Annotated in this window: 15 protein-coding genes; all 15 read left to right on the forward strand. The window is 43.1% G+C overall.

What is annotated here, in order from left to right:
* Nucleotide 1: 1 nt before the first annotated feature.
* The 15 genes from A7D14_RS09815 (at nucleotide 2) to A7D14_RS09885 (ending at nucleotide 13,829) form a co-directional block, all read left to right on the forward strand.
* Nucleotides 2–583, forward strand: coding sequence for a heme-copper oxidase subunit III (locus A7D14_RS09815; RefSeq protein WP_067033626.1), 582 nt, complete (start codon nucleotides 2–4; stop codon nucleotides 581–583).
* 92 nt (nucleotides 584–675) lie between these two features.
* Nucleotides 676–1,650 carry a cytochrome c oxidase subunit 3 gene (locus A7D14_RS09820; protein ID WP_067033628.1) on the forward strand — a complete coding sequence of 325 codons (975 nt, stop codon included), beginning with the start codon at nucleotides 676–678 and terminating at the stop codon, nucleotides 1,648–1,650.
* A 15-nt stretch (nucleotides 1,651–1,665) separates the two neighbouring features.
* Entirely contained in the window at nucleotides 1,666–2,049 is a 384-nt protein-coding gene (locus A7D14_RS09825) for a cytochrome C oxidase subunit IV family protein (RefSeq protein WP_067033632.1), read from the forward strand.
* Nucleotides 2,050–2,119: 70 nt separating this feature from the next.
* Complete coding sequence (locus A7D14_RS09830) at nucleotides 2,120–2,752, forward strand: hypothetical protein (protein WP_067033634.1); 633 nt, start codon at nucleotides 2,120–2,122, stop codon at nucleotides 2,750–2,752.
* Nucleotides 2,733–3,476: an SCO family protein gene (locus A7D14_RS09835; protein ID WP_067033637.1), complete on the forward strand. Its 744-nt coding sequence runs from the start codon at nucleotides 2,733–2,735 to the stop codon at nucleotides 3,474–3,476. The genes A7D14_RS09830 and A7D14_RS09835 overlap by 20 nt, the downstream gene beginning before the upstream one ends.
* Nucleotides 3,476–4,003: a DUF420 domain-containing protein gene (locus A7D14_RS09840; protein ID WP_067033640.1), complete on the forward strand. Its 528-nt coding sequence runs from the start codon at nucleotides 3,476–3,478 to the stop codon at nucleotides 4,001–4,003. The genes A7D14_RS09835 and A7D14_RS09840 overlap by 1 nt, the downstream gene beginning before the upstream one ends.
* Before the next feature lie 11 nt (nucleotides 4,004–4,014).
* Nucleotides 4,015–4,227 carry a hypothetical protein gene (locus A7D14_RS09845; protein ID WP_067033644.1) on the forward strand — a complete coding sequence of 71 codons (213 nt, stop codon included), beginning with the start codon at nucleotides 4,015–4,017 and terminating at the stop codon, nucleotides 4,225–4,227.
* A 100-nt stretch (nucleotides 4,228–4,327) separates the two neighbouring features.
* Nucleotides 4,328–5,572, forward strand: a complete 1,245-nt coding sequence (locus A7D14_RS09850; RefSeq protein ID WP_067033647.1) for an ABC transporter permease — start codon at nucleotides 4,328–4,330, stop codon at nucleotides 5,570–5,572.
* A gap of 20 nt (nucleotides 5,573–5,592) precedes the next feature.
* Entirely contained in the window at nucleotides 5,593–6,849 is a 1,257-nt protein-coding gene (locus tag A7D14_RS09855) for an ABC transporter permease (RefSeq protein ID WP_067033650.1), read from the forward strand.
* Nucleotides 6,850–6,879: 30 nt separating this feature from the next.
* Nucleotides 6,880–7,989, forward strand: coding sequence for an efflux RND transporter periplasmic adaptor subunit (locus tag A7D14_RS09860; RefSeq protein WP_067033653.1), 1,110 nt, complete (start codon nucleotides 6,880–6,882; stop codon nucleotides 7,987–7,989).
* 101 nt (nucleotides 7,990–8,090) lie between these two features.
* Entirely contained in the window at nucleotides 8,091–8,792 is a 702-nt protein-coding gene (locus A7D14_RS09865) for an ABC transporter ATP-binding protein (protein WP_067033656.1), read from the forward strand.
* Nucleotides 8,785–10,017: an ABC transporter permease gene (locus tag A7D14_RS09870; RefSeq protein WP_067033664.1), complete on the forward strand. Its 1,233-nt coding sequence runs from the start codon at nucleotides 8,785–8,787 to the stop codon at nucleotides 10,015–10,017. The genes A7D14_RS09865 and A7D14_RS09870 overlap by 8 nt, the downstream gene beginning before the upstream one ends.
* 1 nt (nucleotide 10,018) lies before the next feature.
* Nucleotides 10,019–11,281, forward strand: coding sequence for an ABC transporter permease (locus A7D14_RS09875; RefSeq protein ID WP_067033667.1), 1,263 nt, complete (start codon nucleotides 10,019–10,021; stop codon nucleotides 11,279–11,281).
* A 32-nt stretch (nucleotides 11,282–11,313) separates the two neighbouring features.
* Nucleotides 11,314–12,432 carry an efflux RND transporter periplasmic adaptor subunit gene (locus tag A7D14_RS09880; protein WP_067033671.1) on the forward strand — a complete coding sequence of 373 codons (1,119 nt, stop codon included), beginning with the start codon at nucleotides 11,314–11,316 and terminating at the stop codon, nucleotides 12,430–12,432.
* A gap of 47 nt (nucleotides 12,433–12,479) precedes the next feature.
* Nucleotides 12,480–13,829 (forward strand): TolC family protein, encoded by a 1,350-nt coding sequence (locus tag A7D14_RS09885; protein WP_067033708.1) that lies wholly within the window; start codon nucleotides 12,480–12,482, stop codon nucleotides 13,827–13,829.
* Nucleotides 13,830–13,834: the final 5 nt, after the last annotated feature.

Consider the following 13,834-nt stretch of genomic DNA (forward strand, 5'->3'; position numbering starts at 1 on the left):
AATGGATTTAACCCAAGGAACAGCGGAGGAGAAGAATAGAAGGGCAAAGAAAATGATGCTATGGTTTGGCATCGTAAGCCTTATCATGGGGTTTGCCGGTTGGACCAGCGCCTATATTGTGAGCAGCAAACGCGATGACTGGATCAGTGATTTGGAACTGCCTCAGGCCTTTTTTATCAGTACGGCAATCATTATTTTAAGCAGTGTCACCTATTTTGTGGCCAAAAAATTTGTCAGTAGAAATGACCAGAAAATGGGCACCATCTTTTTGTTGGCCACCTTGGTTTTGGGGATATCCTTTATAGTGCTCCAGTTCAATGGGTTTTCCCAAATGCTGGAAAACGGATATTATTTTACCGGCCCCACCAGCAGCATTAAAATGTCCTATGTTTTTTTGATAGCAGCGGTGCACATCGCCCACGTTGTGGCCGGATTGATAACTCTTTTGGTGGTACTGGTGCAGCAACTGCGCGGAAAATATATGCCAGGCGATATGTTGGGGATGGAATTGGGTGCCACGTTTTGGCATTTTTTGGATTTTCTTTGGGTGTATTTAATACTATTTATGTATTTCGTGAAATAAATCTTTGTTCAATCAGTTTTCATTCAACTTTATCTTTTTGAATACGTCAAAAGGTGTAAATTTGTGAAAGTTTTAATAAAACGACCTTTTATATGGATACGACGGTGACTACCGGTACAGAAGACAGCGTTTGGGGAGGGGGAAATAGACCTCTGGGCGCAAGCTATGGAAAAATGATGATGTGGTTTTTTATAGTCTCGGATGCCTTGACCTTTTCTGGGTTTTTGGTGTCTTACGGCTTTTCCCGGTTCAAGTTTATAGAGACTTGGCCCATTGCCGATGAGGTGTTTACCCACGTGCCCTTTTTCCATGGAAACTATCCCATGTACTATGTGGCGTTTATGACCTTTATTCTGATCATGTCCTCCGTGACCATGGTACTTGCCGTGGATGCCGGGCATAAAATGAAACAAAAGAGCGTTATTCTGTATATGTTCCTTACCATTATTGGTGGTGCCATTTTCGTTGGATCACAAGCATGGGAATGGGCAACCTTTATCAAAGGAGATTACGGAGCGGTAGAGACCAAGGGAGGTCGAATTCTCCAGTTTGTCAATGCAGAGACCGGTGAAAGGGTAGCCTTGGCCGATTTTGCCACGACTTTACCTGAAGACCGGGTAAAACATTTGAAGAGCGAAGGGATTTGGTTTGAGCAGGAAGGATACAAAACTTCGTTTTCCTTGAATGAAGTGGTAGAAGGCTTTAAGGCCACTCCAAATATTCTTATCCGTACTGAAACCATCAACGAAGAAGGTGAGAAAACCCTATTGAACAGACAAGAATCCTTGACCAAACTATTGGATGCCACACAAGTGGTGGAAGGCGCAAACCTCATCCACAATGAGTATGGTAGTAGACTCTTTGCAGATTTCTTTTTCTTCATTACTGGATTCCACGGATTCCACGTATTTTCTGGAGTAGTGATCAATGTGATTATCTTTTTCAATGTCATTTTGGGCACCTATGAGCGCAGGGGACATTATGAAATGGTGGAGAAAGTTGGTCTGTACTGGCACTTTGTGGATTTGGTATGGGTATTCGTATTTACATTCTTTTATTTGGTATAAAATATTGATGATATAATGGCACACGATCATAAACTTGAAATTTTTAGAGGACTGCTAAAGTTTAAGTCGAACACCCAAAAGATATGGGGCGTATTGATTTTCCTTACCATTGTAACGGCAATTGAAGTTGCACTAGGTATTACAAAACCACGGGTTTTGACCCACAATTACTTTATTGGGATGAAGCTCCTTAACTGGATTTTCATTATACTAACCTTGGTAAAGGCCTATTACATTGCTTGGGACTTCATGCACTTGAGAGATGAAAAAAGTTCTTTGAGGAGGGCAATTGTCTGGACACCCATTTTCTTGGTCTGTTATTTGATATTCATTTTGCTCTTTGAAGCAGACTACATTTATAACGTCTTCAAGGATGGCTTCATGGCCTGGAACTTCTAGGAAAGTATTAACAAGAATAAAAGACGGTTTTCCAACCGTCTTTTTTTATTTTTGTAAGGTTTAGAATGCTATGAAAAAAACCCTCGTTTTAGTAATTCTGTTCATCTTCCCTTTGGTGGCCTATTTGTTTTTTGCCTCAGGGGTCAACAACTTTGGAAAATTGCCCATTCTAACCGAGAATGTCCCTGATGTTTCCAAAATGGATCCTTCTGCCACTTTAAGGGGAAAGATTACCATATTGGGTTTTTTGGGGAACGATATTGATGGTAAAAAGGGCAATGCCTTCAATCTAAACCAAAAAATCTACAAACGGTTTAGTGAGTTCCATGATTTTCAAATGCTGATGGTGGTGCAAGAAGGAAATGAGAACAAAGTGGAAGCCTTGAAAGAAGAACTCGATGATCTATCCAATAGCAACAAATGGAATTTTGTCTATGGAAATAAAAATCAAATAGAATCCTTTTTCAAAGGGTTGAATACAGATTTAGATCTGGATGGCAATTTTTCCACCCCCTATGTTTTTATTATTGATAAGGACGGAAACCTAAGGGGAAGAAAGGATGATGAAGATGAAGGGACCAAATATGGGTTCAACACGGCATCCGTAGCAGAACTGAACAATAAAATGGAGGACGATGTCAAAATAATTTTGGCAGAATATCGCCTCGCCTTAAAAAAGAACAATGCCGACAGGAGCAAATAACAAGAAAAAAGGCACCTATATTTGGGTGTCAGCCATCATTCTGATTTTCGGGATTTTTGCAGTCTATGAAATAACCAAAAGGGTCAAGAGCGGAACCGTTGTGGAGAATGACCGCATGAGCGTTGGCGCACAACAACAAAGCGTAGGTTTTGTGGTAAACCAGGGGCAAAAGCGAAAAGTGCCCGCTTTCTCATTTTTGAACCAGGACAGCACCTTGGTCACCAATGAGGATTACCTTGGAAAAGTATATGTAGTTGAGTTCTTCTTTACCACCTGCCCCACCATTTGCCCCATTATGACGCAGAATTTGGTGGAGCTACAGGAGACGTTTAAGGATAATGAGGATTTTGGTGTGGCATCCTTTACCATCAACCCCAGATATGATACCCCATCGGTGCTTAAAAAATATGCGGAAAAATACGGCATTACCGATAAGGATTGGCATTTAATGACGGGCGATCAGGACAAAATATATCGTTTGGCGCAAGAGGGCTTCTATATCTTTGCCCAAGAAGATGAGAGTGCCCCAGGAGGCTTTGAACACTCGGGAATGTTCGCTCTGATCGATAAAAATGGGTATATTCGTTCCCGTGAAGATGAGCATGGCAACCCATTGATTTACTACCGGGGAACCATAACCGAAAAACAAGGGGTAAACGCTGATGGCGAGGCGCAGCAGATAACCATACTAAAAGAGGACATTAAGAAATTACTGGCGGAATAATGGAAGAAGCTTCTATTAGAGAGAAGAAATTTAATAAGTGGATCACGGCCATATCCGTGGCAATCCCTTTGGTTGTGGCATTGTTGTTTGCCTACAAAATACCCAATACAGAACCTTTGAGCTTTTTACCGCCCATTTATGCAACAATAAACGGTATCACGGCCATTTTGTTGGTGGTTGCTGTCATTGCCATCAAGAATGGCAGAAGGGCGTTGCACCAAAAGTTGATGACCACCTGTATTTTTTTATCGGCCTTGTTCTTGGTCATGTATGTGGCATATCACATGACTTCCGAAACCACCCTATATGGAGGTGAGGGAAATATAAAGTATGTCTATTACTTTATTTTGATGACCCATATCGTACTTTCCATATCGGTAATTCCATTGGTCTTGATTACCTATTCAAAAGTGTATCTTGATGATTTTGAAAGCCATAGAATGTGGGCCAAGTACACCTTTCCCATATGGCTGTACGTGGCGGTGACCGGGGTCATCGTTTACGTTATGATTTCACCCTATTATTAATAGGATAACCTATGAAAACTAAACTTTTCTGGATAGTTGTATTGCTCTTGGTTTTTCCGTTTACCATGGAAGCCCAATGTGCCATGTGCCGGGCAGTAGTGGAAAGTGAGGCAGACGGAAGTACCGCGGAAGGTATCAACAATGGTATTGTGTACCTTATGGCCATACCCTATGTCTTGGTGGGAGGCCTATTCTATTTTATTTATCGTAGGATGCGCGGGTAAAATTTTGAGGAAAATTTCTTTCCCAAAAGTGTAACAAATTGGATGTAGTGCAGTCCTATATGTGTACGAAAGCGTACTTCATCAATCAAAAAATCAACCTATGTTCGATATTGAACGATGGCAAGAAATATTTGATACCATCCGCAAGAACAAACTACGCACTTTTTTGACCGGACTATCCGTTGCCTCCGGAATATTCATTCTCGTTATTTTATTGGGCTTTGGCCAAGGTATGCGAAACGGTATTGAGCAGGAATTTAAACAAGACGCCTCTACCAGTGTCTGGGTGTGGCCCGGTGTTACCTCAAAGGAATATAAAGGACTCAATCCCGGCAGACGGATTCAGTTGGCGAACGAGAACTTTGAAAAGGCCAGTGCCATGTTCAATAAAACCATAGAATATGAATCCGCACGAATATATGTTGGGGGAGTTAGTGTAAACTATGGTAAAGAGGCCTTGATTTATGGGGTTCAGGGCGTGGGCCCGGACTTTCAGTTTATTGACAATGCCTCTATGGTAGAAGGCCGATTTATCAACTATCAAGATGAGGTGTCCACAGGAAAAGTGGCCATTATCGGAAATAAGATCAAAAAGGATGTTTTTAATGAGGTGGATTCCCCCATTGGGGAGTTTATCGATATTTCTGGGATTCCCTTTAAGATCATTGGGGTGTTCAAGGAAATGGAAGAACGGGAAGAGGAACGCATTTACATTCCCATTACAACGGCCCAACGCGTCTTCAATGGAGGGGACCGCATCAATAATATGTCCTACACGCTTCCACCCGTAGAAAATTTTGATGAGGCCGTGGCACAGTCCATCACCTTCAAGAATAATCTTAGGGAATATTTGCAACAGGCACATACCATCGCTCCAGATGATACAGGAGCCATAGAGGTTTGGAGTGCCTTGGAAGAGGCCAAACGCTATTACGGGCTGACCAACAATATTAAATTGTTTTTCTGGTTTGTGGGCATTTGCACCATTATTGCCGGAGTGGTGGGAGTGAGCAATATTATGCTGATCGTGGTCAAAGAACGCACCAGGGAAATAGGGATCAGAAAGGCATTGGGGGCCAAACCGTGGTCCATTATTGCCATGATTTTGCACGAGTCCATTTTTGTGACCGCCATTTCCGGTTTTACGGGACTCATTTTCAGTATGGCTTTATTGGAATTGGTGGGCCCCCATATAGAGGTGGATTATGTGTTGAACCCGTCCGTGAACTTTAATGTGGCCTTTTCAACGGTATTGGTCTTGATCTTGGCAGGAACCTTGGCCGGATTTGTGCCTGCGTGGAGAGCCGCCAAAGTGCAGGTCATTGAGTCATTACGTGATGAATAAGAAAAAGAAAAGGGGATACCATGTTCAATAGAGATAGATGGCGGGAAATTTTGGAAGTGCTCACCAGCAATGTGTGGCGTACCATATTCACGGCTTTTGGGGTATGTTGGGGCATCTTTATCCTGATTGTTCTGTTAGCAGCGGGAAAAGGTTTGGAAAACGGTATAAAACAGGATTTTGGCGACATTGCCACCAACACCATGTTCATGTGGACAAGGGCCACCACCAAACCCTATGAAGGACTGCCCAAGGGCAGAAGCTTTGAATTCAAGATCAGCGATGTGCAGGCCATACAGGATAACGTTCCCAATATGAGGTATATCTCGCCCAGAAACCAATTGGGGGGATTTCGGGGAACAAACAATGTGGTTCGCGGTATTCGTACAGGGGCATATAATGTGTATGGGGATTATCCGGAAATTATCAATCAGGATCCCATGACGGTCACATCCGGCCGATTTTTGAATTTCAACGACATTCAGGATAAGCGAAAAGTGGCCATCATTGGCCAAGGGGTCAAAAATGACCTTTATGATAAGGATGAAGAAGTTTTGGGAACCTATATTAAGATTCAAGGGGTCAATTTCATGGTCATAGGGACCTATAAAAAGAACGATAGTGGAGGAGGGGAAGAAGGACAAAAGGAAATTTTTGTGCCCTTCACAGCATTTTCCCAAGCGTTCAATAGAGGTGAGAATGTTGGGTGGATGGCGATCACGGCCAAAGACGGAAGCTCCATCTCCCAACTAAAGGACAAGATCATTAAAGTGATGAAGGAAAGGCACAAGGTGCATCCCGAGGACACACGAGCCATAGGCTATTTTGACCTGTATGAGCAGTACAATCGAGTGGAAAGTCTTTTTGGGGCCCTGAAAGGAGTGGCCTACATTGTGGGAATCATGGTATTGCTCTCGGGAATCATTGGGGTCAGTAACATCATGCTCATTGTGGTCAAGGAACGTACCAAGGAAATTGGCATACGCAGGGCCTTGGGTGAACAGCCATGGTCCATCAAAAAACAGATACTTATGGAATCCATTTTTTTGACGATCATTTCCGGGATGGTGGGGATTATTTTCGGTTCCTTGGTGATATATGGAATCAACTCCTTATTGGACAGTGTGGGGCCTGTGGATATGTTCATGAACCCCAGCGTAAGTGTGGGAGTGGTGAGCGGGGCATTGCTCATTCTGATGATATCCGGGCTTTTGGCAGGATTTATCCCGGCCCAGAGCGCCATCAGGGTCCGTCCCATTGAAGCATTACGAACAGAATAAAATCAATCAATCAAAATTATATAGACAAACATGAAAAAATCAGTAACCATCATAATCCTGTTGCTCATAGTCATCGTATTCGGGGGCTCCATGTACTATTTGTACTCAAAAAATGCTGAGGACCCCGTGGTATATGAAACCGAGAAGCCTTCCAAACAAACCATTGTGAAAAAAGCAGTGGCTACGGGGAGCATCCTTCCTTTGGAAGAAGTATTGATCAAGCCCAACATTTCGGGTGTGATTGAGGAAATCTTTGTTGAGGGTGGCGATTATGTGAAATCCGGTGACCTTTTGGCCAAAATAAAAGTGGTGCCCAACCTATCCGCATTGAACGATGCCAAAAATGCCATTGATGAGGCCAAGATCAATCTGGATGATCAAAAAAGAAATTATGAGCGCCAATTGACGCTTTTCAGTAAGGGTGTGGTTTCCAAAACCGATTTGGAACGGGCGCAAGTCACCTACGATCAGGCAAAACAGGCTTATGGCGCAGCCAATAAACGGTATGATATTGTCCAGACAGGGACCACAAGCGGTTTGAGCAATGCCGCCAATACCATGATCAGGGCCACCGTGAGCGGAATGGTCTTGGAAGTGCCTGTTGAGGTGGGAAACCAAGTTATTGAAGCCAATAATTTTAACGAAGGAACCACTATTGCCGCCATTGCCGATGTGGATAAAATGATCTTTGAGGGCAAGGTGGACGAATCCGAAGTGGGGAAAATAAAGGAAGATCTACCTTTGGAAATTACGGTGGGTGCCATTGAGAACAAAGTCTTTGATGCCGTTTTGGATTATATCGCTCCAAAGGGAAAAGAAGAGAATGGAGCTATCCAGTTTGAGATAAAAGGAACACTTACCAAGCACGATACTACCTTCATTAGAGCGGGCCTCAGTGCCAATGCCTCCATTATTTTGGCTCGGGCCGATAGCGTTTTGGCCGTAAAAGAAGCCTTGATCCAATTTGATGATGACACCAAAGACCCTTTTGTGGAGGTGGAAACTTCCGATCAGAAGTTTGAGCGCAGGGACGTGGAACTTGGCGTTAGCGATGGCATTTACGTTGAGGTTAAATCAGGTGTAAACCCAGACGATAAGGTGAAAGTCTGGAACGCCATTGAAGAAGAACCTGCCAATTAGTAATCATTTAACAAAAAATTTCAACAATATCTTGTAACATTTTAACAACTTGTATGTCTTACATGCAGAAGTTAAATATTGGATAGCTAATAGTACCAACCATGATAGAAATCAAAGATCTTCACAAATCCTATAAAATGGGAAGCAATTCCCTCCATGTTTTAAAAGGGATAAACTTTACAGTAGAAGATGGAGAACTTGTGGCCATAATGGGATCTTCGGGATCGGGAAAATCAACCTTGTTGAACATATTGGGAATGTTGGACGGAGCAGATTCAGGAGAATATACCTTGGATGGTGTACCGATCAAGAACTTGAGTGAGACCAAAGCGGCCGAGTATAGAAACAAATTTTTGGGCTTTGTCTTCCAATCCTTTAACCTGATCAATTACAAGAGTGCCCTGGAGAACGTCGCGCTTCCACTATACTATCAAAAAGTACCCCGCAAAGAACGCCAGGAGAAGGCCATGCAATATTTGGATAGGGTAGGCCTTAAACCTTGGGCCAACCATTTGCCCAGCGAATTGTCCGGAGGGCAAAAGCAGCGGGTGGCCATTGCGCGTGCCATGGCCGCGGAACCCAAAGTGCTCTTGGCGGATGAACCTACAGGGGCTTTGGACAGTACAACATCGTATGAGGTCATGGATTTGATCCAAAAAATCAATGATGATGGCAATACGATCTTGGTAGTGACCCACGAAGAGGACATTGCCCACATGTGCAAACGTATTGTGCACCTGAAGGACGGTATTATTGTGGAGGACAAGAAAATAGAACAAGTAAGGGCAGGACAGTATGTTTGATCGGGACATTTGGCAGGAAATTTTCCACAGCATCAAGAACAATAAACTGCGTACCTTTTTAACAGGGTTCTCAGTGGCCTGGGCCATCTTTATCTTGGTGATGTTGTTGGGCTCGGTAAATGGCATGAAGAATGGATTTACCGGACAATTTGCCGATGATGCCAATAATTCCATCATTATCCGTACAGGATCCACCTCTATAGCCTATGCCGGTTTTGAGGCTGATCGGAGGATTCAGCTTCGTAACGATGATGTTGAATATATAAGCAAAAGCTTTCCAAAAGATGTGGAATACATCACCCCAATAATGAACAAGGGGGCTTCCACACGATACAAATCCGAAACTGGGAGCTACACTATCCGGGCAGTCAATCCAGAACATCTTTTTATTGACAAGACCAAAATTACCGAGGGCAGGTATATAAACGATAACGATCTGTACAAAAGTGCCAAGGTGGCCGTAATAGGTAAAAGAATAGTAGAGGATCTTTATAAAAAAGATTCAGCTTTGGGCAGTTTTTTAGAGGTCAATGGGCTGCCTTTTAAGGTGGTGGGCATTTTTGAGGAAGATGGTAGGGACGACAATGCCGAAAGGACCATTTTTGCACCCATCACCACCATGCAACGGATTTATGGACAAACCGATGAAGTCAATCAAATTTCATTGACCTATAATCCCAATTTTGACTTGACAGAGGCCTTAAATTTTTCGGAACGGATAGAAAACCTGCTCAAAAGAAGGCATAAAGTGGCCCCTGACGACCAAGCGGCAGTCCGCGTGTTCAATTACGCACAGTTCTTTTCGGATATTTCCAATTTTACATCGGGAATGGGCATGATGAGCATTATTGTAGGCGCATTGATCCTGTTGGCCGGAGTGGTGGGTATCGGTAACATCATGGTATTTATCATCAAGGAACGGACCAAAGAGATAGGTGTGCGGAAGGCCTTGGGAGCCAAGCCGTGGCAAATCATAAAACTGGTATTGTTGGAATCCGTGTTTACCACTGTTTTGGCCGGTTTTTTGGGAATGTTGTTCGCCTCCTTGATATTGGCGGCCATCGGCCCAAATATTGATACGCCGGCATTTTCCAATCCATCAGTAAGTATCTCAACCGTGCTTACGGCAACCATTATTTTGGTGGTGTCCGGGGTTTTGGCGGGGCTGATACCCTCAATAAAGGCAGCGAACGTAAAACCAATAGTAGCATTAAGCGATAAATAGCATGTGGTTATTTGACAGAGACTTATGGAGTGAAGTGTTCAATACCCTGGGCAAAAATGTTTTTCGGACCATTTTGACCATGTTGGGGGTTGTCATTGCCATGATTATATTGATTTTGTTGCTGGGAAGTTCCAATGGCATGTCCAATATGTTCCAAAATGTATTTGCAGGAACGGCCTCCAATAGTCTTTTTGTATGGAGCCAAAGCACCTCAGAACCCTACAAAGGTTTTGAAAGGGGTAGAAGAATCCAATTCCATTTGGAAGATGCGGAGATCATCAAAGAACAGATTCCCGAGATTGAGGTATTGGCCCCACGGATAGAATTGGGATCCCATCAAGGTATTACAACCGTTTATAGGAACGGGCAAACCAGTGGTTCATCGGTATATGGGGATTACCCCGTTATTGATGAGGTCACCAAAAAGAAGTTGGTGGAAGGTCGATTTTTGAACCATACCGATATTGAGGCCTCAAAAAAGGTCTGCGTTATTGGTGAGGAAACCTATGAACTCCTCTTTGACAAAGGAGAAAATGCCATTGGCTCGGATGTTCGTATCAATGGAGTTTTCTTTACGGTGGTTGGGATTTATAGACCCAATGACAATGTCAATATCGATGGGGAAAATGCAGTTTTTATTCCCTTTACCACCTTTCAAAAGGCATTTGGTTCCGGTGACCGATTGGGATGGATGGCCATTGCTGTAAAAGAGGGTGTTAAAGTGCCCGTAGTGGAGCAAAAAATCAAAAAATTATTGAAGACCAAATACGATATCCATCCGGATGATGATAGGGCCATCGGCAGTTTTGATATGTCGGAAATATTTAACAATGTGACCACCTTCACCTCAGTGTTGAAAGGAGTCTCATTCTTTATCGGCTTTTTCACATTGATGGCCGGGGTTATTGCCATCAGTAACATCCTATTGATCACCGTTAAGGAGCGCACCAAGGAAATTGGGGTGCGCAGGGCATTGGGTGCCACACCCAAGATTGTACGCCGACAGATTATTTTGGAATCCATTGTAATTACCGTTTTTGCCGGGCTGATTGGTTTTACCATAGCCATTGGCTTTTTGGCGATGATCAATGGCTTTTTGGGAGAGGAAGGCAAGGAAAATGTGCCCTTATTGAATCCAATGATCAGCATTCCACAATTTTTGGTGTCTTTCATCTTAATGGTGGGACTGAGTGTGTTAATTGGATTGATACCGGCAAATAGGGCAGTTCGTATACGTCCCATAGAAGCGTTGAGAGAAGAATAAATGATAAATAAACAACAATCAAAATTTAAATAATGAACAAGTACGTAAAATATGGCCTGATAACAATTGGAGTCGTTGTGTTGTTGGCCGCAGTGGTATACTTTTTAAAGAAGAACAGTACTCCACTTAAACTTTACGAAACCGAAACCGTTGAAAAAAAGGACATTACCAATAAAGTAGTGGTAACGGGCAAAGTAATTCCAGAGGAAGAAATAGAGATCAAACCTCAAATTTCGGGAATCATCGAGAAAATTTATTTGGAAGAAGGAGCCGATGTCAATGCAGGGGACTTAATAGCGGTCATTAAAGTAGTGCCCAATGAGCAGTCCCTGAACCAAGCAGCAGGAAGGGTTCGAAATGCAGAATTGGCCCTGAACAACACCAAAATTGAGTACGACAGAAACAAAGCTTTGTTTGATAAGGGAGTCATTTCAAGTCAAGACTTCAATAATTTAAAGCTTACCTATGATCAAGCCGTACAAGAATTGGAGAATGCCCGAGCAGATTACCAAATCATTCGCAAAGGTTCCGCAGGTGGGTCTTCCAGTGCAAACACCAATATCAGGGCCACGGTAAGTGGAACCCTATTGGAGATTCCCGTTGAGGAAGGAGATCAGGTAATTCAGAGTAACAACTTCAATGACGGTACCACCATTGCCACCATTGCGGATATGAACAAAATGATCTTTGAAGGTGAAGTGGATGAAGCAGAGGTAGGTAAGCTGAAAATTGGGATGCCCTTGGTCATCAGCATGGGTGCATTGGATAAGGTGACGTTTCCGGCCAAATTAAAATTCATTGCGCCCAAAGGTGTTGAAGAAGAAGGCGCAGTGCAGTTTAAAATTGAAGGAGACCTTGTAGTAAACGATAGTACCAATGTGAGAGCCGGATATAGCGCCAATGCCTCCATAGTCCTTGAAGAAAAGCAAGATGTCCTGTCCATCAAAGAAGCCCTTTTACAATTTGACAAGGATAGCGATGAACCCTATGTTGAGGTACAAGTGGGTGAGAATGAGTTTGAAAAAAGAGATGTTGAGCTGGGGATCAGTGACGGTATTGATGTGGAGATTCTTTCCGGTTTGGATGAAGATGACAAGATCAAGGTGTGGAACAGGCTCGAGAAGAAAAGTGAAGGAGATTCCAATAGCTAATGAACCAATCAGTAACTGAAATCAAAAAACGACAAATCAAGAAACGAATGAAAAGTAGTATAACGACCTTACTATTGCTGTTCACCATAGTTCTTTCCCATGCGCAAATGCGCAAATGGACCCTACAGGAATGTGTGGAATATGCAGTGGAGAACAATTTGACCATAGAACAATACGAACTGGATTTGGAAAATGCCAAGATTGACAAATCGGATGCTTTGGGGAATCTATTGCCTGGCCTTAATGGAAACTCAAGCGTATCGAGCAATACAGGTTTCTCCATTAATCCAACGAACAACTTGCCTACAAACCAAACGGCCTTAAACGTTAACATGGGACTTAGTTCCAACGTAACCCTGTTTGATGGTTTGCGGAATATTCATCAGATAAATCGGGCCAAGATCAATGCCATTGCCAATCAATATCGTTTGGACGATTTAAAGGATGACATCCGATTGAGTGTGGCCAATGCCTATTTGCAGGTGCTTTCCAATAAAGAACAGCTGAAAACATTTAGGGCGCAATATGCGGTCACGGAACAAGATCTGAAACGGACCAAGGAATTGGTGGAATCCGGAGTGGTGCCACGGGGAGATCTATTGGAAATCGAGGCCACGGCCGCCACTCAGCAACAACAGATTGTAAATGGTGAGGGAATGGTGTTGATATCCAGAGTGAACCTGGCACAATTGCTGCAGATCACCGATTATGAGAATTTTGACATCGCTGAAGAGGAGTTTCTGATTCCACCTTCTGATATCTTGGACAACTCCGCAAAGGTGATTTTTGACAAGGCATTGAGCTTCAGAAACGACATCAAATTTTCGGAATCCAACGTGGAATTGGCCAAAGAAGACCTGAAAATTGCGAGGGGAGCCTATTATCCTACCGTTTCCGCATTTTTTCAATATGGAACACGGTATTCAGATGTAACCCAGATCCCTGGTGGAAATGGAGTTCCATATACGCCTAATTTCACTGACCAACTTTGGATATTTGATGGTATCTCCTATGGAGCACAATTGAATATCCCCATTTTTAACGGATGGAGCACAAGGAACAATGTAAAGCGTTCCCAAATCAGTTTGGAGAGGGCCAAATTGCAATTTGAGCAGACCAAACTGGATTTGGAGACCAACATTCAACAAGCCTATGTGGATGTGAGTACCTTCGAAAAAGCCTATGAAGCTGCAGAAAAAACATTGGAAGCACGGAGATTGGCCTACGAATACGCCAAGGAACGCTATGATGTTGGTTTAATGAATGCCTTTGATTTTAGTCAGGCACAAGCCAGGGTAGACAATGCGCAGGCCGATGTGATCCGTACCAAGTACGATTACATTTTCCGTTTAAAGATATTGGAGTTCTACTTTGGACTTCCTATTTCCTTAAACTAGTATCT

This window comes from Allomuricauda sp. CP2A (assembly GCF_001683915.1).
In the GTDB taxonomy this organism is placed as follows: Bacteria; Bacteroidota; Bacteroidia; order Flavobacteriales; family Flavobacteriaceae; genus Flagellimonas.

Bases quoted from the DNA above. Each gene is read 5' to 3' on its own strand.
- A7D14_RS09815 (WP_067033626.1), top strand. From the start codon at position 2: ATGGATTTAACCCAAGGAACAGCGGAGGAGAAGAATAGAAGGGCAAAG.
- A7D14_RS09820 (WP_067033628.1), top strand. From the start codon at position 676: ATGGATACGACGGTGACTACCGGTACAGAAGACAGCGTTTGGGGAGGG.
- A7D14_RS09825 (WP_067033632.1), top strand. From the start codon at position 1,666: ATGGCACACGATCATAAACTTGAAATTTTTAGAGGACTGCTAAAGTTT.
- A7D14_RS09830 (WP_067033634.1), top strand. From the start codon at position 2,120: ATGAAAAAAACCCTCGTTTTAGTAATTCTGTTCATCTTCCCTTTGGTG.
- A7D14_RS09835 (WP_067033637.1), top strand. From the start codon at position 2,733: ATGCCGACAGGAGCAAATAACAAGAAAAAAGGCACCTATATTTGGGTG.
- A7D14_RS09840 (WP_067033640.1), top strand. From the start codon at position 3,476: ATGGAAGAAGCTTCTATTAGAGAGAAGAAATTTAATAAGTGGATCACG.
- A7D14_RS09845 (WP_067033644.1), top strand. From the start codon at position 4,015: ATGAAAACTAAACTTTTCTGGATAGTTGTATTGCTCTTGGTTTTTCCG.
- A7D14_RS09850 (WP_067033647.1), top strand. From the start codon at position 4,328: ATGTTCGATATTGAACGATGGCAAGAAATATTTGATACCATCCGCAAG.
- A7D14_RS09855 (WP_067033650.1), top strand. From the start codon at position 5,593: ATGTTCAATAGAGATAGATGGCGGGAAATTTTGGAAGTGCTCACCAGC.
- A7D14_RS09860 (WP_067033653.1), top strand. From the start codon at position 6,880: ATGAAAAAATCAGTAACCATCATAATCCTGTTGCTCATAGTCATCGTA.
- A7D14_RS09865 (WP_067033656.1), top strand. From the start codon at position 8,091: ATGATAGAAATCAAAGATCTTCACAAATCCTATAAAATGGGAAGCAAT.
- A7D14_RS09870 (WP_067033664.1), top strand. From the start codon at position 8,785: ATGTTTGATCGGGACATTTGGCAGGAAATTTTCCACAGCATCAAGAAC.
- A7D14_RS09875 (WP_067033667.1), top strand. From the start codon at position 10,019: ATGTGGTTATTTGACAGAGACTTATGGAGTGAAGTGTTCAATACCCTG.
- A7D14_RS09880 (WP_067033671.1), top strand. From the start codon at position 11,314: ATGAACAAGTACGTAAAATATGGCCTGATAACAATTGGAGTCGTTGTG.
- A7D14_RS09885 (WP_067033708.1), top strand. From the start codon at position 12,480: ATGAAAAGTAGTATAACGACCTTACTATTGCTGTTCACCATAGTTCTT.